The organism is Proteus sp. ZN5 (assembly GCF_011046025.1).
Classification (GTDB): Bacteria; Pseudomonadota; Gammaproteobacteria; order Enterobacterales; family Enterobacteriaceae; genus Proteus.
Genome location: NZ_CP047639.1, coordinates 2,550,478 through 2,572,793, shown reverse-complemented (window position 1 = coordinate 2,572,793; position 22,316 = coordinate 2,550,478). Strand labels below are relative to the sequence as shown.

23 protein-coding genes are annotated in these 22,316 nt (G+C 37.4%); 18 read left to right on the top strand and 5 right to left on the bottom strand.

The window, feature by feature from the left end:
• The first annotated feature begins 55 nt into the window (after positions 1-55).
• Positions 56-1,003, top strand: a complete 948-nt coding sequence (gene prs, locus GTK47_RS11830) for a ribose-phosphate diphosphokinase (RefSeq protein WP_036912921.1) — start codon at positions 56-58, stop codon at positions 1,001-1,003.
• Positions 1,004-1,241: 238 nt separating this feature from the next.
• On the opposite strand, the gene ychH is transcribed toward prs, so the two are convergent.
• Positions 1,242-1,520 (bottom strand): stress-induced protein YchH, encoded by a 279-nt coding sequence (gene ychH / locus GTK47_RS11825; protein WP_165123391.1) that lies wholly within the window; start codon positions 1,518-1,520, stop codon positions 1,242-1,244.
• 346 nt (positions 1,521-1,866) lie between these two features.
• On the opposite strand from ychH, the gene pth reads away from it, so the two are divergent.
• The 14 genes from pth (at position 1,867) to lhgO (ending at position 16,353) form a co-directional block, all read left to right on the top strand.
• Positions 1,867-2,451 (top strand): aminoacyl-tRNA hydrolase, encoded by a 585-nt coding sequence (gene pth, locus GTK47_RS11820; protein ID WP_036912918.1) that lies wholly within the window; start codon positions 1,867-1,869, stop codon positions 2,449-2,451.
• A 186-nt stretch (positions 2,452-2,637) separates the two neighbouring features.
• Complete coding sequence (gene ychF, locus GTK47_RS11815; protein WP_072064039.1) at positions 2,638-3,729, top strand: redox-regulated ATPase YchF; 1,092 nt, start codon at positions 2,638-2,640, stop codon at positions 3,727-3,729.
• Between the two features lie 323 nt (positions 3,730-4,052).
• Complete coding sequence (gene budA / locus GTK47_RS11810) at positions 4,053-4,880, top strand: acetolactate decarboxylase (protein ID WP_165123389.1); 828 nt, start codon at positions 4,053-4,055, stop codon at positions 4,878-4,880.
• A 67-nt stretch (positions 4,881-4,947) separates the two neighbouring features.
• Positions 4,948-6,627: an acetolactate synthase AlsS gene (alsS, locus tag GTK47_RS11805; RefSeq protein ID WP_165123387.1), complete on the top strand. Its 1,680-nt coding sequence runs from the start codon at positions 4,948-4,950 to the stop codon at positions 6,625-6,627.
• A gap of 361 nt (positions 6,628-6,988) precedes the next feature.
• The gene (locus GTK47_RS11800; protein WP_165123385.1) at positions 6,989-7,417 is read left to right on the top strand and encodes a PPC domain-containing DNA-binding protein; all 429 of its coding nucleotides are present in this window, start codon (positions 6,989-6,991) and stop codon (positions 7,415-7,417) included.
• 76 nt (positions 7,418-7,493) lie between these two features.
• On the top strand, positions 7,494-8,075 hold the full coding sequence (locus GTK47_RS11795; RefSeq protein ID WP_098942621.1) for an ECF transporter S component: 582 nt from the start codon (positions 7,494-7,496) through the stop codon (positions 8,073-8,075).
• A gap of 2 nt (positions 8,076-8,077) precedes the next feature.
• Complete coding sequence (locus tag GTK47_RS11790) at positions 8,078-8,782, top strand: energy-coupling factor transporter transmembrane component T (RefSeq protein WP_165123383.1); 705 nt, start codon at positions 8,078-8,080, stop codon at positions 8,780-8,782.
• On the top strand, positions 8,773-9,618 hold the full coding sequence (locus GTK47_RS11785) for an energy-coupling factor ABC transporter ATP-binding protein (RefSeq protein ID WP_165123381.1): 846 nt from the start codon (positions 8,773-8,775) through the stop codon (positions 9,616-9,618). Before GTK47_RS11790 ends, GTK47_RS11785 begins: the two co-directional genes overlap by 10 nt.
• Positions 9,602-10,423: an ATP-binding cassette domain-containing protein gene (locus GTK47_RS11780; protein WP_165123379.1), complete on the top strand. Its 822-nt coding sequence runs from the start codon at positions 9,602-9,604 to the stop codon at positions 10,421-10,423. The genes GTK47_RS11785 and GTK47_RS11780 overlap by 17 nt, the downstream gene beginning before the upstream one ends.
• A gap of 68 nt (positions 10,424-10,491) precedes the next feature.
• Positions 10,492-11,004: a VTT domain-containing protein gene (locus GTK47_RS11775; RefSeq protein ID WP_165123377.1), complete on the top strand. Its 513-nt coding sequence runs from the start codon at positions 10,492-10,494 to the stop codon at positions 11,002-11,004.
• Positions 11,005-11,406: 402 nt separating this feature from the next.
• The gene (locus tag GTK47_RS11770) at positions 11,407-12,441 is read left to right on the top strand and encodes a TAXI family TRAP transporter solute-binding subunit (protein ID WP_088495417.1); all 1,035 of its coding nucleotides are present in this window, start codon (positions 11,407-11,409) and stop codon (positions 12,439-12,441) included.
• A gap of 12 nt (positions 12,442-12,453) precedes the next feature.
• Positions 12,454-14,421 carry a TRAP transporter permease gene (locus GTK47_RS11765; protein WP_102949495.1) on the top strand — a complete coding sequence of 656 codons (1,968 nt, stop codon included), beginning with the start codon at positions 12,454-12,456 and terminating at the stop codon, positions 14,419-14,421.
• Positions 14,422-15,135: a FadR/GntR family transcriptional regulator gene (locus GTK47_RS11760; protein WP_165123375.1), complete on the top strand. Its 714-nt coding sequence runs from the start codon at positions 14,422-14,424 to the stop codon at positions 15,133-15,135.
• 15 nt (positions 15,136-15,150) lie between these two features.
• Positions 15,151-16,353 carry an L-2-hydroxyglutarate oxidase gene (gene lhgO, locus GTK47_RS11755; RefSeq protein WP_165123373.1) on the top strand — a complete coding sequence of 401 codons (1,203 nt, stop codon included), beginning with the start codon at positions 15,151-15,153 and terminating at the stop codon, positions 16,351-16,353.
• A gap of 69 nt (positions 16,354-16,422) precedes the next feature.
• Here the strand turns inward: lhgO and GTK47_RS11750 are convergent, their stop codons facing one another.
• Entirely contained in the window at positions 16,423-17,301 is an 879-nt protein-coding gene (locus GTK47_RS11750) for a LysR substrate-binding domain-containing protein (RefSeq protein ID WP_165126592.1), read from the bottom strand.
• Positions 17,302-17,472: 171 nt separating this feature from the next.
• Between GTK47_RS11750 and bla the strand changes: the two genes are divergently transcribed.
• Together bla and GTK47_RS11740 are read left to right on the top strand one after the other, a co-directional pair.
• Positions 17,473-18,369, top strand: coding sequence for a class A beta-lactamase (gene bla / locus GTK47_RS11745; RefSeq protein WP_165126589.1), 897 nt, complete (start codon positions 17,473-17,475; stop codon positions 18,367-18,369).
• A 180-nt stretch (positions 18,370-18,549) separates the two neighbouring features.
• Complete coding sequence (locus GTK47_RS11740; protein ID WP_165123371.1) at positions 18,550-18,774, top strand: hypothetical protein; 225 nt, start codon at positions 18,550-18,552, stop codon at positions 18,772-18,774.
• A 102-nt stretch (positions 18,775-18,876) separates the two neighbouring features.
• Here the strand turns inward: GTK47_RS11740 and GTK47_RS11735 are convergent, their stop codons facing one another.
• The gene (locus tag GTK47_RS11735) at positions 18,877-19,341 is read right to left on the bottom strand and encodes an Lrp/AsnC family transcriptional regulator (RefSeq protein ID WP_023582027.1); all 465 of its coding nucleotides are present in this window, start codon (positions 19,339-19,341) and stop codon (positions 18,877-18,879) included.
• Between the two features lie 161 nt (positions 19,342-19,502).
• Here GTK47_RS11735 and GTK47_RS11730 point away from each other — a divergent pair, with 161 nt between their 5' ends.
• Positions 19,503-20,114, top strand: coding sequence for a LysE family translocator (locus GTK47_RS11730; protein ID WP_165123369.1), 612 nt, complete (start codon positions 19,503-19,505; stop codon positions 20,112-20,114).
• A 56-nt stretch (positions 20,115-20,170) separates the two neighbouring features.
• Here GTK47_RS11730 and GTK47_RS11725 read toward each other — a convergent pair whose 3' ends face one another.
• A complete protein-coding gene (locus GTK47_RS11725) occupies positions 20,171-20,740 on the bottom strand; it encodes a HutD family protein (protein ID WP_165123367.1) in 570 nt (189 codons plus the stop codon).
• Positions 20,741-20,854: 114 nt separating this feature from the next.
• Positions 20,855-22,270, bottom strand: coding sequence for a PLP-dependent aminotransferase family protein (locus tag GTK47_RS11720; protein WP_165123365.1), 1,416 nt, complete (start codon positions 22,268-22,270; stop codon positions 20,855-20,857).
• Positions 22,271-22,316: the final 46 nt, after the last annotated feature.

The window sequence follows — 22,316 nt, the reverse complement described above, 5'->3', positions numbered from 1 at the left end:
CGTTCTTTAGTGGTCAACAATATCTCTCTCTGGACGCAAGCCTGAGGTTTTTCTCGTGCCCGATATGAAGCTTTTTGCTGGTAACGCAACCCCGGAACTGGCTCAACGTGTTGCCAACCGACTCTACACTAGCCTAGGAGACGCGGCTGTAGGTCGTTTTAGCGACGGTGAAGTCAGTGTGCAAATCAACGAAAACGTACGTGGTGGTGATGTATTTATCATTCAATCAACCTGTGCACCTACTAATGATAACTTAATGGAATTAGTGGTCATGGTTGACGCATTACGTCGAGCTTCCGCTGGTCGTATCACTGCTGTTATTCCTTACTTTGGTTATGCCCGTCAGGATCGCCGTGTTCGTTCAGCCCGTGTTCCTATTACGGCAAAAGTTGTTGCGGATTTCTTATCTAGTGTAGGTGTAGACCGTGTTTTAACCTGTGACTTACACGCAGAACAAATCCAAGGGTTCTTTGATGTACCGGTTGACAATGTCTTCGGCAGCCCAATTCTTTTAGAAGATATGCTTCAAAAAGATTTGGACAACCCTATCGTTGTTTCTCCAGATATTGGCGGTGTTGTTCGCGCTCGTGCTATCGCTAAGCTTCTGAATGACACTGATATGGCTATCATTGATAAACGTCGCCCTCGTGCTAACGTTTCTCAAGTTATGCATATTATTGGTGATGTTGCTAACCGCGACTGTATCCTTGTTGACGATATGATCGACACAGGCGGTACATTGTGTAAAGCAGCGGAAGCGCTGAAAGAACGTGGTGCTAAACGCGTATTTGCTTATGCGACTCACCCAATCTTCTCTGGTAATGCTGTTGAGAACATCAAAAGCTCTGTTATTGATGAAGTGGTTGTCTGCGATACAATTCCGTTATCAGCAGAAATCAAAGCATTAAATAAAGTCCGCTCATTGACCCTTTCTGGCATGTTGGCTGAAGCAATTCGCCGTATTAGCAATGAAGAGTCAATTTCTGCGATGTTTGAACATTAATTTGTTATAACATTCATTGCAATTTGAGATAACTAAACCCGCTATAGCCTGTGTTATAGCGGGTTTTTTGTTATTTTTTTCTAGAATAAGGATTTTAGGCAACAAAAAAACCCGTTATCATTAAACGGGTCTATAGGTGTGTATTACAATGCATAATGACAACTATTATTCACTTAATATCAGTTATTAACTTCATTATTATTTTTATCTAATCTGATATTTATTTGTGATAACAACATTATGGATAACGGTGATTGTCATGACGACGATAACGTTCATCATGGTTACGTAACCACCAATATCTTTCTGCGATTGTTTCTCTACCACCAATACGGGCGCCTGCTAACCAAACCAAAGCACCAATAAAGATCCCCATTAAAGAGATATCTGCTAAAAATTCAGGTAACCCTAATGGGAAAATATGAGTAAGAAGCGTATAACCAAGACTACCGAGCATCACAATCATCCCCGTAGCCATACATAAATTACCAACTGCAAATGCATGTTTATATTTCATGTTGCACCTCCAAGCGCGTCGTCAGACGATTCAACAAAAAAATACATCGAAATAACCTTTTGTTCTTTGCAGTTATTATAGCCATAAATACTAAGAAGTTATTGTCGAAGAGATCACATCGCTCCTAAATTTATTGACAAATCTTCACAAAAAATGTGTTTTTTTCTTTCAAAAGAAGAAAATAACGCCAATTTTGTCGTTTTCGCTCTTTTTGTTAAATCAAAAAGGTGATATTTCCTCTACTTATCATTCCCCAAAAACATTCTATGTAATCTATTTTGTGCTTCTGAGTTTAGACAGGTAAACTATGGCCTTTCTTTTAAGACGATAACAGTGAAAGGCTATTGTGAGTAAAATTAAACTTATCGTCGGGTTAGCAAACCCCGGTGCAGATTATGCCCAGACTCGCCATAATGCGGGTGCTTGGTATGTTGATTTATTGGCTCAACGTCATCAACAATCTCTAAAAGAAGAGAGTAAATTCTTTGGTTACACCGCGCGCATTAATTTGAACGGTAATGATGTTCGATTATTAGTACCTACAACTTTTATGAACTTAAGTGGTAAAGCGGTACAGGCGATGGCGAATTTCTATCGTATCGAGCTTGATGAAATTTTAGTTGCACATGATGAACTCGATTTACCGCCCGGTGTTGTCAAAATGAAGTTAGGTGGTGGCAATGGCGGTCATAACGGATTAAAAGATATTCAAAGTAAGTTTGCTAATAATCCGAACTTCTATCGTTTACGCATTGGTATTGGTCACCCTGGTGATAAAAATAAAGTTGTTGGTTTTGTATTAGGTAAGCCACCAATGAGTGAGCAAAAATTAATTGATGACGCTATTGATGAAGCACTTTCATGCACAGATATTTTAATGCGTGATGGTTATGAGAAAGCAATAAACCGCTTACATAGCTTTAAAGCATAATCATTATATTGATAAATTAAGTGATTTTAATATTCAGAGGGTAAAGCTCCCCCCTCTTCTTTTGTGCGATTAATCCCTGATGATTTAATCAAACAGGGATTTGCTCTATAATAGCGCCAAATTTTTTTAACAGCACACAACAGGAATACTCCCTCCTGTTGTTTTTATGTGACAAGGTGAACGTTTATGGGATTTAAATGTGGTATCGTCGGTCTGCCTAACGTAGGGAAGTCTACACTGTTTAATGCCTTAACTAAGGCAGGTATTGAGGCAGCCAATTTCCCATTCTGTACTATCGAACCAAACACAGGTGTTGTTCCAATGCCTGATCCTCGTTTAGATAAACTAGCTGAAATTGTTAAACCACAGCGTATTTTACCAACAACAATGGAATTTGTTGATATCGCGGGTTTAGTAAAAGGAGCATCTAAAGGTGAAGGTTTAGGTAACCAATTCCTAACTAATATTCGTGAAACTGAAGCGATTGGCCATGTGGTTCGTTGTTTTGAAAATGACAATATCATTCACGTTGCAGGTAAAGTTGATCCTGCTGAAGATATCGAAACCATCAACACTGAATTAGCCCTTTCTGACTTAGATACCTGTGAACGTGCAATGCACCGTAATCAGAAAAAAGCAAAAGGTGGCGATAAAATTGCTAAAGCAGAAATGGAAGTGTTAGAAAAATGCTTACCGCATTTAGAAAACGCAGGTATGTTACGTGCTTTAGATTTAACTGAAGAAGAAAAAGCAACGATTCGTTATTTAAGCTTCTTAACGTTAAAACCAACAATGTATATTGCAAACGTTAATGAAGATGGTTTTGAAAATAACCCATATCTTGAAACTGTTCGCAAAATCGCAGAAGCAGAAGGCTCTGTAGTTGTTCCTGTTTGTGCTGCTATCGAAGCAGATATTGCTGAGTTAGAAGATGCAGAACGTGAAGAGTTTATGCAAGATTTAGGCATTGAAGAGCCAGGCTTAAACCGTGTTATTCGCGCGGGTTACTCATTACTGAACTTACAAACCTACTTCACTGCTGGCGTTAAAGAAGTACGTGCATGGACAATCCCTGTAGGTGCAACAGCACCACAAGCAGCAGGTAAAATCCACACTGACTTTGAGAAAGGCTTTATCCGTGCTCAAACTATCGCTTATAACGATTTTATCACTTACGGTGGTGAACAAGGCGCTAAAGAAGCAGGAAAAATGCGTGCAGAAGGTAAAGAATATATCGTTCAAGACGGCGATGTAATGAACTTCTTATTTAATGTTTAATTAAATAAAATATTAGCTATTCTCTAAAAGCCTTATGTTTTCATAAGGCTTTTTTTTCATAATTAAATTAAAGGTATTTATTTATGAACATTAATATTATAAAAAATACATCCATAATTAATATCGTACTAGTCATGAATAAATATAAAAAAAGTGAAGTTGATTCTAAATATAAAAAATAACACTCAGTTAATTTATAAAAATATAATTATCACGCACTATTCAATAACAATTAAAATATTTGAAAATCTTATGTATTGAGTTAATAATAAATTTGATAGTCAATTAATGACTATCTTTATTCAATAAGGATCGATTTTATTATGAATAGCAGTCTTAAATATAACGTGCGAGATAATAGCGATATTAAACAGAATAAAGTGAATGGTTGCCTATGTGGGCAAGAAATAATAACCAACTTAAATAATTATATTAATAATCATCCCGAATGTACTATTTATCAAAATTCATTAATGAGTAGTTTAATTGCAGGTGTATATGACAGTGATATCACTATTGCTGATTTATTAAAGCATGGTGATTTTGGGTTAGGCACATTTAATCAGCTTGATGGTGAATTAGTTGCATTCGATAATAATGTTTTTCAATTACGCTCTGATGGTAGCGCACGTAAGGCATTAAATTCTCAAAAATCCCCCTTTGCTGTAATGACATTTTTTAATAGTGATATTGAACATCACTTTTCTTATGGTGCATCACAAAAAGAAATACACAATGTCATTAATCAGTATGTTCCTTCCGACAATTTGTTTTGTGCAATCAAAATTGAAGGTGAATTTGAATTAGTTAAAACACGCACAGTTCCTCGTCAAGAGCCTCCCTATCGCCCAATGTTAGAAGCTATCGAAAATCAGCCTACTTTCACCTTTCACAATGAAACAGGCATTATTGCAGGTTTTCGATCCCCACAATTTACTCAAGGCATAAATGTTGCAGGATTTCATGAGCATTATATTAATCAACAACGACAAGGGGGTGGGCACGTTCTTGATTACTACTTTAAAAAGGGCATATTACAAATCGGTATCATCTCTCGCCTTACTATTGATTTACCCAGCCAGTCCGCTTTTCTACAAGCTAATTTAATGCCAGACAACCTCCATCAAGCAATAGAACAAGCCGAAAATTAATTTAAAAATCGCTTCATTTTATTCTCAATCCAATTTTTTATTCACTTGCAAAATCAAAGAAGGTTATATGAATACTCCTCATTGGAAATGTGGTGCAGATTTAGTTGTCAAACAATTAGAACAACATGGCATTAAACAAGTATTTGGTATTCCGGGTGCAAAAATTGATCGTGTATTTGATTCTCTTGTTGATTCAACTATTGAAACAGTGATTGTTCGTCATGAAGCTAACGCTGCATTTATGGCAGCTGCGGTTGGTCGTTTGACGGGTAAAGCGGGAGTCGCTATCGTAACATCGGGGCCGGGATGCTCTAATCTTGCGACGGGTATTGCAACAGCAACATCTGAAGGTGATCCATTAGTTGCGTTGGGAGGATCAGTAAAATCCTCCGATAGATTAAAACTGGTTCATCAAAGCATGGATACCGTCACCATGTTTAATCCTATTACTAAATTTTGTGCAGAAATTGATTCCTCAAAATCAATTTCCGAAACTATGGCTAATGCTTTTCGCCATGCAGAATCAGGAAGACCTGGCTCCGCTTTTTTAACTTTTCCAATGGATATTTTAAATAATGAAGTTAATAGCCCAATATTAGTACCTAAATCAAAATTCAATATTGGTAGTGCAAATAATGATGCTATCCAAGAAGCCGTTAAATTACTGCTGAATGCCAAAAGCCCCGTTATTTTATTAGGGCTACAAGCTAGTTATCCTGAAAATGCATTAGCATTACAAAAGCTACTTGATATTTGCCCTCTTCCGATTGTAGGTACTTATCAATCAGCAGGTGCGATTGCTCAACGCCATTTTCCTTTATTTGCTGGCCGTATTGGCTTATTTAATAATCAACCGGGTGATGAGTTATTATCTCACGCTGATTTAGTAATCACTCTAGGGTATAGCCCTATCGAATATGAGCCGTCATTATGGAATCATAATAATGCCAATATTATTCATATTGATGAGATCCCCGCTGAAATTGATTTAGCTTACTGCCCCGATTTAGAATTAACAGGCAATATCAAATTAACAATTGACAATTTAACTCACTATTTTTCTAAAAAATCTACATCTCAAATTACACTCTCAAATAATACTCGTCAGGTTTTAGAGAAAATTTCTCATCAAAGAGAAATTCTGCAACAAAATAGTTATTTTCGACATGGTTCTCCTATTCACCCTTTAACCATCATCCATGAGATGCAAAATATTATTGATAACGATGTAACACTCTGTATTGATATGGGGAGTTTCCATATATGGCTCGCTCGTTATCTTTATAGTTTTAGAGCAAGACAAATGCTAATTTCTAATGGGCAACAAACAATGGGGGTTGCATTACCTTGGGGAATTGGCGCTTCTTTTGTTCGACCTTCTGATAAAATTATCTCTGTTTCTGGTGATGGTGGCTTTATGCAATCGTCTATGGAGCTGGAAACCGCAGTTCGTTTAAATACCAATATCTTGCATATTATCTGGGTGGATAACGCTTATAATATGGTCGAAATGCAAGAACAAGAAAAATATGGTCGTTATTCTGGCGTAAAATTTGGGGCAATTGATTTTAAACGTTATGCTGAATCTTTTGGCGCTAAAGGGTTTTCTGTTGAGTGTGCATCTCAATTACGTACTGTTTTACATGAAGCAATGGCTGTTGATGGTCCTGCTGTTCTGGCCATTCCTGTCGATTATCGTGATAACGTTAAATTAATGGAACATATTGATTATAATTTAATTATTTAGTGTATTTTAAACTAATCATATAAAAGCCCCCGGCAATATAAAATATCACTGAGGGCTTTCCAATCTAGCGCTACTGTTTGTTTTTATTTAAATATTCAGTAACGCGAGTTTCAATATTTTTACGCTCACTCCTTGATAAATTTATTTTCCTGATTGGGTATTTATATCTACAAATTCACCCTCGAACAGTAATAAAGTCTATTCTGTATTTTTGCTAGCCCCACCTGATACAGGTCCAATCTTTTCTTTCTTGAAAAATAAACCTAAAATAACAATGATTAGCGAAATAATTAATCTTTTACTTATTTGATTTAAGTATCGCTTTTCCTATTTACACCCATCAATCGTTTAGGATAACACCATGCTACAATCACCTCATCTTTCTTCTCATGCTCGATTTATTGCACTTCGCCTTCTCCCTAATGAGGATGTGATTATGGCATTACGACAGATTATTAAAGAACAAAATCTGAAATCGGCATTTATTGCAGGTTGTGTGGGGAGTTTAACAGATGTGGTATTACGTTTTGCAGGCCGCGAAGAAAATCGCTATCTTACAGGTAAATTTGAAATTGTTTCACTGATTGGAACATTAGATAACCAAGGTGAACATTTGCATTTAGCGGTTTCAGATGAAAATGGATTAATGTGTGGTGGACATATGATGCCAGGTTGTACAGTGCGCACGACGCTAGAGCTCGTTATTGGTGAGTTAGAGCAAGTGACTTTTAGCCGTCAGCCTTGTGAACACTCTGGTTATGAGGAGTTGGTCATCACACCGCGTAAATAGCCTTTTTATCAAAAAGCGTTATTGACGCAGAATAATAAAACCAATAGTCACTATCCTTTGTAAAGGTTTTTAAACTATGTCTACAACTCCTCAAATTTCGAGCCGTACTCTTGTGCTCATTGTTGTTTCTATTGCAATAAATATGATCGGTGGTCAAATCACCTCTATGGTCAAACTTCCTATCTTTTTAGACTCTATTGGTACGCTTATCTGTGCATTATTAGGTGGTCCGTGGGTTGCATTATTTACAGGATTATTAACCAATCTATTATGGGGATTAATTAGTGGCCCTATGGCGGCCGCATTTGCACCTGTTGCCATGATGATAGGATTAAGTGCAGGTTTATTAGCACGTGCGGGCGGTTTTCGCTCTTTAATTCGCGTTATTGGCTCAGGTGTTGTCATTACTTTAGCGCTGATGATTGTCGCTGTTCCAATTCGTACTTATTTATTTGGTGGTGCAACTGGAAGTGGCGCAGATTTCTTTGTCGCTTATTTTCATGCTGTTGGTGAAGGGCTTATTGAATCTGTGGCAATTACGGTATTAGGTGCAAATCTTGCAGATAAAATATTATCAGCGATTATTGCTTGGTTATTAGTACGTCAATTACCACAAAGAACACAACGCAATTTCCCTGCAATGGCTAAGGTTCGCTAATAATGCATCCCTTTACCTCATTGGCATTATGGCTTTGGCTAAGTGCTAGTGTGCTTTTTTTATCATTAAGCTTACCACTGCTGATTATCAGCAGTGGTACTTTTATTAGCTTATTACTTTGGAAAGCCTCTCGCTGGCGTTGGCGCTTTATTGCATGGTTAATGATCCCAATGGCAATAGGCTTATGGTTAGTTCATAGCGGTTGGCTTGCGTATTGGTTAAGTGGTGGCATTTTAGATACCAGTAAACAGACTATGGCAATAACGCTATGGCTAAGATTATTAGCAATAATAAGCGGCGCTCAATTGTGGTTGCAGTACACTTCAACCGAACAATTTATTAGAGCCTTATTTGCCAGCCGTCTACCAATGAGCCTCTCCTATTTATTAGCAGGGCCTTTGCTGCTTGTAGAACAATTACGCCAACAATTACACAATATAAGAGAAGCACAATTAGCGCGAGGTGTTCCTCTTGATGGTTCATTTTGGCAACGTCTAATAACATTGCCTGCTATTATCCTGCCACTTATCAGTCATGTATTAAGTGATTTAACAGTTCGTAGTGCGGCATTAGATATGCGAGGATTTCGTATTATTACAAAACGAACTACGCTTTCTCCTCCTGCCGATACACCACTACAAGAGATGTTCCGCTATTTGATTTTACTGCTTATCTTTGTTGAAGGAGCTATTTGGCTATGGTACTAAATCTTCAGCAATTTAGTTTTACTCCTAAAGGTGATGAGCAACCGATTATTGGCCCTATTGATTTGCAATTAAAACAAGGAGAGTGGCTTGTTGTGTTGGGAGGAAATGGCAGTGGAAAAAGCCTTCTTGCCCAATTACTAGCAGGTTGGTATCCCGATTTATTAACAGGCTCAGTGCAAGGCTTGGGAATTGTACAAAATATTGCTCTAGATAAAAGCCGATTAGTATCACTAGCCCCTGGGAGACAACTCGTTCAACAATCCCCCCAATTGCAACTCTCAGGTTGTGCTTTTACTGTAGAACAAGAGATTGCTTTTGGTCCTGAAAACTTAGGATTAAGCGATAATGAAGTTCGATTTCGTGTAAAAGAAGCAATGGTATTAACACAATGCAACAGTTTACGTTTTCGCCATCCCTCTACACTTTCAGGCGGAGAAGCTCAGCGAGTTGTGATTGCAAGTGCCCTTGCCATGCACCCCAAATTATTATTACTTGATGAAGCATTTAGTCGTTTAACCCCTAATGCGACACAACAATTACAACAACGTATAAAACAATATTCCGAAGAACATAAATGTAGTGTGATTATTTTTGAACGTAGCTTATTGCCTGCAATAACGCTCAGTGAACAATTTTTATTGTTAGAAGCAGGAAAAACAAAAGCGGCAGGCGCCTTAGAAGATATATTTCCTTTCTTATTTTCAACAATTAATGCCCCTGATTCATGGCAAGCTTTAAATTGGTTAGTTGAAAACCATTATTGGAACAAAAATATTGTAAATAACGATAAAGCTTTGCTTAAAGCTTTTAAGGAGTTTTATGCTACAGCTGGATAAAGTGTCTTATCGTTGGAGTGAAGATGTACCACCCTGTATTTCTCAGTTATCTTTAACGTTAAATCAAGGTGAATGGGTAACACTTGTTGGTGATAATGGTGCGGGAAAATCAACTTTATTGCGTTTAATTGCGGGGTTATTAACACCCAATGAAGGTGAGGTAAAACTCAATAATCAGCCATTATCTCAAATGAAAGCGACACAACGTGCTCAATATATTGGTGTATTATTCCAAGAGCCTGAACGACAAATATTTCATAATACAGTAGAAAAAGAAGTCGCTTTTGGCCTAAAACAACGCAAATTTTCTAAAGATGAAATTAAAAAACGTTTAGATGAAACATTAATACTTTGTGGCTTAAGTGATGTCGCTGATGTTCATCCTTTAGATTTACACGCTGGCCAGCGCAGAATGGTTGCCGTCGCCAGTTTAAGTATTCTATCCCCTCAAATATTACTGCTTGATGAACCGACTCGCGATTTTGATGCACATTGGCTAACTTGTTTTGAAAATTGGCTTCAAGTACAAAAAACATTAGGGACATCTGTTCTTGCTATTAGCCATGATCTGGACTTTACTGCACGCCATTTTCAGCGAGTCATTCATTTATCTTCAGGTAAATTAATTGCTGATGACGTACCTGAAAAGGTATTAATGAACTCAACATTGCAATCTCTTTCAGATATACCTGCACCTACGCTATACTCATTAAGCCAAAAATTAAAATTACCAACAAAAAATTCCCCTATTGAATGGGCCAAAATGTTAGTTGAAATAAATAAAGATCATAAAATTAACTCATAATAATCTTAAGGTTTATCTCTCTATTATTAGCGTTTGATGTTGTTTATTTTGTTGCTGGAGATAATAAAATGGAAATTATTCACGCTCTATTAGACTCGTTAGGTCATTTATCTCCTATTACACTTTTCCTCTCCATTACCTTAATCACGGCAGGAAAATCGACTATTGGTATTTCTTCATTCTTACCTCCTGCATCTTTAATGCTGATCTTTATTTTTGGTGCCTGTTTGCCTCTTTATTCACCTATCTTTCTTTGGCTAGCAACCAGTTTTGGCGCTCTATTAGGCTCGATTATTAGCTACGAATTAGGCCGTTCTATCTATCGATTTCCTCGACTTAAGGCATGGGTTAAGCGTTATCAGTCAAAAATTAATCGAGTTCAGCAGTTATTAAAAAATAAGACTCACTATATTTTATTTATTTCTCGATTCCTCGCTGTATTTCGTTATTTAACACCGTTTAGTGCTGGCCTATTAAAACTACCTACATACGGTATTTATATCACCAGTGCGATTTCTGCATTAATTTGGTCTGCTATGTTTGTGCTGATTGCAACAGCCGTGCTTTCAATTGCCTTATAAGCGTTTTAATTACGACTCAATTTTACTGCTAAGCTTTACTTATTCTATTAACACTAAAAATGATCTGTTTCCCATCTTCATCATCGGATTATTTAACGATTTTCTGATCCCCTGTTTTTTTCATTTTATTTTTTATTATCGATAAATAGGTTATTTTTTAGTTCGTTTTATCGTTTCTCTAGCAAGTTATTGATATTTTCTTTTGTGTTTTATGACTATCACCATAATTATGATTAAAAATTGCATAATTACTATGTTGATCACAAATTGTTATTTTCTTGTTTTAATTTCATTACGTCACATCACAATTTCTTAACGTTCCTTGTTTCTATAAAAGTTGTCATGTTGTATACAAGTTAGTGTGAAACATTCACCTGCGTTTTTATGTACAGGAACAACATCATGAGAATAAGAAAAACAAAGCTTGCCATCGGTATTGTTGCTGTTATTGCTGTTGTCTCATTAGCAGTAATCGGCAAAAAAGAGAATGCGAATAAACAATTTCTCTCTGTAGCAACCGCTTCAACAGGAGGAACGTATTATCCGATGGGAGTGGGTTTAGCAAACGTATGGAGTACGCATCTTAAGGATAGAGGCGTTCAAGTAACCGGGCAATCTTCTGCTGGCTCAATAGAAAATATCTATTTAATGCAGAAGAATGAAGCTCAACTTTCAATATTACAAAGCCTTTTAGCCGTAGAAGCCTACGAAGGCGTGCGTAATTTTGAAGGTAAACCAGAAAAAAATCTTCGTTCAATCTCTATGTTATGGCCCAATGTTGAACACTTTGTGTTAATGAATAACAAAGTGAAAACAGGCACATTAGATGATATTCGTGCAACGAGTTTTTCTGTTGGCCCTCAAGCCAGTGGTACTGAACAATCTACAATTATTATTCTTAAAGGCGTTAATTTAACTAAGAAAGATATCACTCCAGAATACCTCGGCTATGGGGATACAGTTTCTGCCATGCGAGATGGTCGCCTCGATGGTGGCGCATTACCTGCCGGTGTGCCTGCTTCAGCGGTAACTGATATGTATGCAAGTGGTGTCAGTGCAAAATTACTCGAAGTCACAGATAAGCAACTTGATGATATCAATCATGTGGCAAATTCATGGTTTCGATTTGAAATACCCGCCAACACCTACCCTCGTCAAACTGAAATGGTCAATACGATTGCTCAACCTAATATCTTAATGACCACAACCAGTATTGATAATGATCTGGTTTATGAGCTGACAAAAACCATGTTTGAGAACCTGCCTGAGGTTCATCAAGTTCATAGCGCAGCCAAGTACATCACCACAGAAAATGCATTAAAAGGCGTTTCTGTGCCATTACATTTAGGGGCTTACCGCTACTACAAAGAAATCGGGTTAGAGATCCCTGATTATCTGATTCCACCAGAAGCTCAAACGCAAACTAATAATAAATAACAGGAGTGAGTTATGACTAACAATGACCACCTAACTCCGGTAGAGCCACCTGCATTAGATAAAGAAGCAAGCTCCGGCAATCGCCAACTTGCAGGTATTTACCTGAAAATTACTACGACTCTTGCAATATTAATTTCGCTTTATGCTATTTATTCCAACGCATTATCAAATACTCAAGAGTTTTACCGTAATACTATTTTTCTTAGTGGTATTTTAATTTTAGGTTTTATTTTGTTTCCATTCTCTAAGCGTTTTTCAACACCTAAGTTTAATGGATGGGATTATCTTTTTATTGCTTTAACATTAATCAGTTATGGCTACTTTTTCTTTAATTATGTTGATCTTCACGTTGTGAGAAAAAGCATTCCAAACACAACCGATTATGTTATGGCAATATTAGGAATTATTGTGCTGTTTGAAGCAGCAAGAAGAACCACAGGCTATTTCATTCCAGGGCTTGCCACTTTTGCCATTATCTACGCTTTATTTGGTCAGTATTTTATGGGTATCTTCGGTCATGCAGGATTCTCTGTAGAAAGATTGTTATACCGTTTATTTATGACCAGTGAAGGTATTTTTGGGATCACCCTTTCAACAGCCTCAACGGCAATTGTTGTCTTTATTCTTTTTGGCTCGTTCTTAAGTGTGAGTGGTGCAACAGCGCTATTTAATGACTTAGCACTTGCTCTTGCGGGTCGTCGCCGTGGTGGTCCTGCTCAAGTTGCTGTTATTTCATCTGCATTAACCGGTTCATTAAGTGGAAGTGCTGTCGCCAACGTAGCGACAACCGGTACATTTACCATTCCTTTAATGAAAAGCATTGGATTAACACCTCGCTTTGCGGGTGCCGTAGAAGCAACTGCATCAACGGGCGGTATGATAATGCCACCTATTATGGGTGCTGCCGCATTTATTATGGCGGGCTTTTTAGGCATTTCTTATACCACTATCGTTATTGCCGCGATTATTCCAGCGTTGTTGTATTACGCAGCATTAATTATGGCGATTGATATCGAAGCTAAAAAACAAGGATTAAAAGGTTTAAGTAAAGAGAATATCCCACAAGTTAAAGCGGTATTAAAAGCGCGTGGTTTATTATTACTGCCTTTAGTTATTGTTATTGGCACCTTATTAGTGGGTAAAACACCTATTTATGCAGGTTTCTTAGGTATTCTAACTATTATTGTTGCAAGCTGGATTACACCTGATAAATCAGTCCGTATGACATTAACTAAAGTGGCCGATGCCTTAGCTGAAGCTGCTCGTGGATCGGTTCAAGTGACTGTCGCTTGTGCTGCCATAGGTGTCATTATCTGTGTCGTTACAATGACAGGTATTGGTGCGACATTAGCATTTAATATTGTCTCAATGACAGATAATACATTATGGATGATCTTATTAGTTGTTATGCTGGTGTGTATTGTATTAAGTATGGGTTTACCTTCAACGGCATTATATATTGTTGTGGCCGTTACAGTGTCACCTATCTTAATTAAAGCGGGTGTAATGCCTTTAGCAGCTCACTTCTTTGTTTTCTGGTTTGGTGCTCTATCTAATATTACACCGCCTGTGGCATTGGCAAGTTATACCGCAGCCAGTATTGCAAGAGCTGATCCAATGCAAACATCATGGGATGCGGTTCGCTTAGCACTTCCTGGTTTTATCATTCCGTTTATTTTAGTCTATAACCCTGCTTTATTGATGCAAGGTGATAATTTAGGTGTACTTTCTATTGGATTAATGATTATTAGTGCATTAATCGGAATTTATGCACTAAGTATCGCAACAGCAAACTTCTGGATGATTAAAACAACGTGGTTTGAGCGTATTGCATTTGCAGCAGCAGCAATTCTAATGATTAAACCGGGCTTATATACCGACCTTTTAGGTGTCGCCTTGATCCTATTGACTGGTGCATTCCATTTATTACGGTCTAAAAAACAATTAGCCAATATGGGGCATGCATCTGGAGAAAACTAGATGATACAAAAGATCTCACGCCAAAAAGCGTCGCATCAAATTCTAGAGCAGATAAAGCAAAATATTAGTAACGGGACTTACCCTATTGGTGAAAAGTTACCTTCTGAAAATGTACTTGCTGACGCCTTTGGCGTCAGTCGAGTCCCCATCAGAGAAGCATTAGGTGTCTTAGAAGCCAGTGGCATAGTAACTTCACGCCAAGGGGGCGGTCGCCGTGTCATTGACCATTCTATACTCAGTAAATATGAGCCATTAGTTATGGAAATAGCTTGCCCTGAAGAGATAGATTCACTGCTTGAAATGCGTGAGGTCATCGAACATGAAGCGGCAGCTATTGCCGCTTTACGTCGAACACCAGAAGAGTTACGCGCTATCGAAAACGCCCACGACGCTTTTGTTTTGGCGACAAGACAAAACAAAAGCATTGGTCATAAAGAAGATTATCAATTTCATCGTTCGATTATGGTTGCCGCACATAATCCCTTTTTTGTCCGGATCTTAGATAACCTACATGAACTCTACCTTGGTGTATTAATGTATTCGTTAAGTAAAAACAAAGGACGAGATACTGAAATTGAGCGAGTAATTGCAGAACATGAGGCAATTCTTGAGTCAATACGCCAACAAGATCACGATGAAACAAGCCATAGAATGCGTCTTCATTTAACCAATGTACGAGGCAAATTAAAGCGCTTACAACAAGAACCCTGTTAATTTAAAATTTATAAAATGGATAATATTATGACTTATGACGTGATTATTATTGGTGCGGGATTAGTCGGATTAGGGGTTGCAAGTGCACTACAAGAGAGTCAACCTGAGCTGAAATTACTAGTGATTGATAAAGAATCTGGCCCTGCTGCTCACCAAAGTGGGCATAACAGTAATGTTGTTCATTCAGGTATTTATTATACACCAGGGAGCCTTAAAGCGAGGCTAGCAAAGCAAGGCAACATCACAACGTATGCGTTTTGCCAACAACATAATCTCTATTATGATCGTTGTGGCAAAGTCATTGTTGCCACCAATGAAAAAGAGTTACAAGCGTTAGAAAATATCTATCAACGTGGTATTGAGAATGGACTTGAAGTTATCAAAATGACTGAAGCCGAGCTTAAAGTCAGAGAGCCTTATGTTAATGGTATTGCTGCCTTATTAGTTCCCGATGCAGGCATTGTGAATTACCCTGAAATTGCAGCAAAACACGTTGAAATTATTCAATCTCGTGGCGGTGAATTTACATTTGGACAAGCGGTTACAGCAATTAATGAAACCGATGATACAGTCACTGTTACAGCATCCAATAACCAATTTACAGGCAAATGGTTAATTAATTGTGCCGGTTTATTTAGTGATCGTATTGCTAAAATGGCAGGTTATGACACAGGTATGAAAATAGTCCCATTCCGCGGTGAATATTTTATGCTTAATACTAATAAAAACTACTTAGTAAATCATTTAATCTACCCCGTTCCTAACCCTGATTTTCCTTTCTTAGGTGTGCACTTTACACGTATGTATAACGGACATCGTGACGTTGGACCTAATGCAGTATTAGCTTTTAAGCGTGAAGGTTATAAAAAAAGCGATATTAACTTAAAAGACCTTGCTGAAGTTCTCACTTATAAAGGATTTTGGAAAATTGCTGGAAATTATTTAGGTGAAGGAATGGCAGAGCTTCGCCGCTCATATTCACGTAAATTATTTACCGCGAATGCACAAAAACTTATTCCTGATTTACGTGAAGCAGATATTCATCCTGGCCCTGCGGGTGTTCGAGCCCAAGCATTAACTCGTGAAGGGAAATTAGTAGATGATTTCCATTTTGTAAAAGGTAAACGTTCACTGCATGTTTGTAATGCTCCGTCACCTGCGGCAACAGCGTCTATTGAAATAGGCAGAGAAATAGTAAAAGAGCATTTTTCTTTGTAATTGAAAAAATATACTGTGAGCAAAAATAACAAATAGCACTGAAATTAATCAGTGCTTTTTATTTTTATATCACTCACTGCATTCTTTTAGCGCTTCATTCATTAACCATTGCTGAAATATTTCCATTGATGCCGTCATTGGCTTTGATTTTAAATATGTTAGCCAATATTTTCCCATTTCAACTTCTATTTTAAAGGGTTGCATTATCTGGCCATTTTCAATTTCTCTTGAAAACATTTTTGCTGGTGCTAATGCAACTCCACCTTCATAAATAGCGCTTTCAATCATTAAGCGTGAAGAGTCAAAAATAGAGCCTGTTATTTTTATAGGTGACATATCTGCTTTTTCAAACCATTGTAACCACTCATCTTCTCGATAAGAGCGATACAAGTTTTCATTTATTAAATCAGTTGGATGTTGTAAACGTTTCGCTGTACCCGATGAACACAATACCGTTAATGGCGCAGAGAATAACGCTTTGTTATGTGTTAATGGCCATAAACCTTCACCAAATCGAATAGCAAAATCTAATCCTTCAGTAGCCAGATTAACCACATTGTTATTTGTTCTTAAATTCACTTCTATTCTTGGATATAACTGCCTAAATTCGGCCAATCTAGGTAATAACCACCCCACAGCAAATGTGCCGACAGCTGCAATTGAAACAACATCGCGATATTCACCACGCTCAAACTGCTTAAATACTCGCTCAATATCACTAAAAGCCGTTGTTAATACAGAAAATAAGATTTGAGCATCATCCGTCATTTCTAAGCCTCTAGGCAAACGCTTAAAAAGAACAACCCCAAGTCGCTCTTCTAACATTCTCACTTGTTGGCTAACAGCACCTTGAGTGACATACAGCTCTAATGCCGCTTTGGTGAAATTAAGATGTCTTGCAGAAGCTTCAAATGCACGCAGTGCATTTAGGGGGAGATGTGTTCTCATAATATTCTTAGCCATTAGATTTTCTATAAGCTAAGGTGATTTATTATCGATTGTCAATAAATCAATTAAATAGGATATTGCACCTTATAAATAAACGGCTCTATATCTACCGAATAACTGTCTATTTATATTGAGATTTTCTTTATTAACTGAATATGAGCAACAATGACTATGTTTAAAACAACATTTCGCCAAACTGCAGCGATCGCAGTTTCATTAATATCTCTATTGGCATCTCCAATGCTATGGGCTGACAACAATAATACAATTGAAGAACAATTAAGTACGCTTGAAAAATATAGCCAAGGTCGTTTAGGCGTGGCATTAATCAACACGGAAGATAACGCACAAATAACATACCGTGGTGAAGAACGCTTTGCGATGGCAAGTACAAGTAAGGTTATGGCAGTTGCTGCCGTTTTAAAAGCGAGTGAAAAACAAGCCGGATTATTAGATAAGAATATTACGATTAAAAAATCTGACTTAGTTGCTTACAGCCCTATTACAGAAAAACATTTAACAACAGGAATGACACTGGCTGAATTAAGTGCGGCTACATTGCAATATAGCGATAATACAGCAATGAATAAGATATTAGATTATTTAGGAGGTCCAGCCAAAGTCACTCAATTTGCACGCTCAATTAATGATGTGACTTATCGCCTAGATCGCAAAGAACCCGAATTAAATACAGCAATTCATGGTGATCCTCGTGATACTACCTCTCCAATTGCGATGGCTAAAAGTCTTCAAGCACTGACATTAGGTGATGCGCTAGGTCAGTCTCAACGTCAACAACTTGTTACTTGGTTAAAAGGTAATACAACGGGTGATCACAGTATTAAAGCGGGTTTACCAAAACACTGGATTGTTGGGGATAAAACCGGTAGTGGTGATTATGGTACGACTAACGATATCGCCGTTATTTGGCCTGAAAACCATGCACCATTAATTTTAGTCGTTTATTTCACACAACAAGAACAGGATGCAAAATACCGCAAAGATATTATTGCTAAAGCTGCTGAAATTGTAACGAAAGAGTTATCTAGTTCACCTCAAACAAAATAAATTTCTTTGTTGATAATCTAAAAAAGAAATTAAATATAATAATAGAGCTATTTATTGGCTCTATTATTACAAACACATAAAAATAATATAAATTAAATAACTTACAGATAAACAATTAGACCGTAATCAATAAGCCTAATATACTGACTTCTATTAAATGGATTTTTTTAAGGAAATAAGGTGTCTGATTTATTTGAATTAATTGGTGAATTATTATCCTGTGCGGGTCAAATAACTCTCTCCCAGATCCGACTTTGTATCGTTATTCTTACCGTATTAATGCTAATTATCGTCTCTTTGTGCACTTGGTCATTTGATCTCTATTTTATTGGTGCATCATTATTTATCTGTATGTTGCTTTATACACCCGAGATATATCGGTTTATTAAAAGCTGGATAGTTTAATTTACGGTTATAAAAAAGCCTCCGTTAAATTAACTAGAGGCTTTCTCTATTAAAAATATCGTGTGATGATTTAAAATTGACTAAACCTGAATGTTTAGCAAATTAAAGTGGCAAAGCAAAACTCACTTTTACCGTTTCCATTGGTACTTCTGTTTTTATACTTTGGATGCTTGGAATTTGTGTTAAATAATCGGCATGAAAACGACGATACGTTGCTAAATCCTTAGTCACGATGCGAATAAGAGCATCACATTCGCCAGCCATTAAATGACATTCAACCACTTCAGGTAATACCTTGATAGCCTTTACAAATTCTTCAATAGTTTCAGCATCTTGTGCTCTAAACCAAATCCTTGCAAATAAAGATAAACCTGCATCAACCTTACTACCATCTAACACAGCAACATAACGAGTGATCACACCAGATTCTTCGAGTAAACGCACTCGGCGAAGACAAGGAGAAGGTGAGAGTCCAACCTCTTTTGCTAGTTCAATGTTCTGGATTTTGCCATCACGTTGAAGAACCTGCAAAATATGTTTATCTATCTTATCTAATTTTATTGACATCAAAGATTAACCTTAATTCTATTTGTGGAATTTTATTGCCAATTAATTCTTTTTGTTAGCAACAAAGCAACCCGATTTTTTCGAAAACATCATATAATCTTTCCGCTAAGTTTCACAGCAAAAATGATATTTCTCTTAATCTATCTCTATCAGGTGAAAAGATGGAATTTAACACTTTATTATTATTCGCACTGACTGTTCTACCACTTATCTGCACACCTGGGCCAGATATCCTTTTTATCTCATCTCAAGGGCTATCTGGCGGTATGAAATCAGCATGGATTGCCAATACTGGCGTAATATCAGGCTATTTAACCCATGCATTACTGAGTGCGTTAGGGCTTGCCGCCTTAGTATCAGCATCACCCATTTTATTTCATTTACTCAAATGGGTTGGTGTGTTCTATATTAGTTATCTTGCAGTCAAAATGTTGATATCAGCCTGCAAAAAAGGTCAATTAGCCCTAGATGCCTCAAAAACCTCACATCTATTTCGTAAAGGTTTTTTAACCAGTTTTCTTAATCCTAAAGGACTACTCGTTTATCTCGCTATTTTACCAAACTTTATTGATAATCATAATGATGTAGCAACACAATCATTGCTGTTATCTGGGATATTTATCACGACTTGCTTAATTATTTATGGTCTGCTCGGCACCTTTTTTGCTTATATTGGCTTAAAAGGTGGTTTAAGTGAAAAACGTCGCCGCTATAACGATGGCATTGCTGGTGGATTACTCACTTTTGCAGCTATTAATCTGGCTTTAAATTAACCTTAATCCTAAGCACTATTTATTATTCCAGTCAGTATTTGACCACAAGAATATCTCTATTTAAGTGGTCGAATATCTGCCCATAATAATTGGCAATTTGCAGTTAGTGGCCTTATTTCACCTTCACGAATATCAGGCAACCACCAAGCGCCTTGTCCTTTTGATAAACTCTGGCAAGTCGCGCCCATCAAAGTCCATTCGCCTTGAGTGACATAAATTAACCCTGCATGAGAACTAGGCAAAATAAGCGGCCGTGTGACTAAGGTCGTTTCTGCTTTCCAGCACGTTCGACGCACCATGATATTTAGGCACTTTACGCCGCCTTTAATCAGTTCAGATTTGACATGAATATCACCTGAAAAATCAAATGGCTGATAAGAGTCTGTAACGGAATGGCTAAGAAAACCGGGGCTATTTAAATTGATGCCATTACCTTCTAATAGCACCATTTGCCGTTCAATGTCAGGAAATTGTCCTAATGAGCTATTCTCTTCGATGGAGGTTAAACACGCTCGCCATGAAAAATCATTATTAACTGGCCAACACACAATTTCTTGCGTTGTGCCTTTTTGATTATTCCACGATATAAACGGTAACTCTTGTTGATCAAAACAACGTAGCTTCATTGTATCCTCCTGCAATATCTGGCTATCAGTCTGATAATGAGGTTAAGGATTAATCATTGGAGATTACCGTCAATAAATCAATAGCTAACTTTTAAAAATGTGCGCTGACGTCAGCTATTTACGTCGTAATTTTCTGCATCCTTCACCAATAATTTCCATTCCTTTTTCAGTGCGACTATTCCATTGAAAAGAAGAATTTAAACGAAATGCATGATTAAATTGAGAGCTGGTGGAAAACATCGAGCCCGGCGCAATACTGACACTTCGTTCTAATGCAAAGTGATAGAGTTTATTGGCATCAAATGTTGACTCAAACTCTAACCAGAGAAAATACCCTCCTGATGGAATATTCACTTTTACATCTTCAGGTAAATGCGTTTGTATCGCCTGTAACATCCGATAACGCCTTTGTTCTAACAATAATCTTAATCGGCGAAGATGCGTATCATAACCACCTTGTGATAAATAATCGGCAATGGCTTGCTGTGTTGGCATACTGGCAGAAACTGTACTCATCATTTGCAACTGCTGTATTTTTGTTGCATGTTTTCCTGCTGCGACCCAACCCACTCGAAATCCTGGTGCAAGGCATTTAGAAAAAGAAGCGCAATGTAAAACGCTATTTGTTTTATCAAAACCTTTTACTGGCATCGGTGCTTTCTGGCTGTTATAGAGTTCGCCATAGACATCGTCTTCAATTAGTGTTATCTGTTTCTTCGCTAATATATCCACCAGCCTTATCTTATTCTCATCAGGCATTGTTCCACCTAATGGGTTTTGGCAATGGCTCATCAACCAACAGGCTTTAATATCATATTGCTCTACCACTTTTTCGAGTTCATCTAAACAAATTCCGGTTATAGGATCGGTTCTAATGGCAATCGCTTTTAATCGCAAACGTTCAATGGCTTGTAATGCACCATAAAATGCAGGTGACTCAATCACCACCCAATCACCCGGTTCGGTAACTGCTTGCAAACTAAAACTTAATGATTCCATTGCACCAGCAGTAATCACAATTTCATCTGGAGAAACATGAATTCCTTGTAATGCATAGCGTTGTGCAATGTTACGGCGTAACTTTTCATTTCCCGGAGGTAAATTGATCACCGAACTTTGGGGTGCTAGATGTCTTGCAGCAGAAGCCAATGCACTACTTAATTTAGGTTGGATAAATAAACTGGGATCGGGAAAAGCGGAACCAAAAGGAATAATTTCAGGATCTTTACACGCTTGAAGGACATTGAAAATAGAGGTGCTTATTTCAACATTTTCACTCATGTGTAGCCCTTTGCTAGCTGTCACTTGACCAAAACGAGTATTACGATGTGCAACGTAATAACCGGATTGTGGTCGAGCAGATATCCATCCTTGGCTTTCTAATAACTGATACGATTGTAAAACAGTCATTAAACTTAAACCTGATTGTTTCACCGTATCCCGCAATGAAGGTAAACGGTCGCCAGATTGCCAGATATTATCTTCAATTTGTTGGCGTATTTGCGCTGCAAGCTGTTCATATCGAGTCATATAAAACTGTTCACCTCAAAACTGTTATAGTCATTTTTAAACTTAT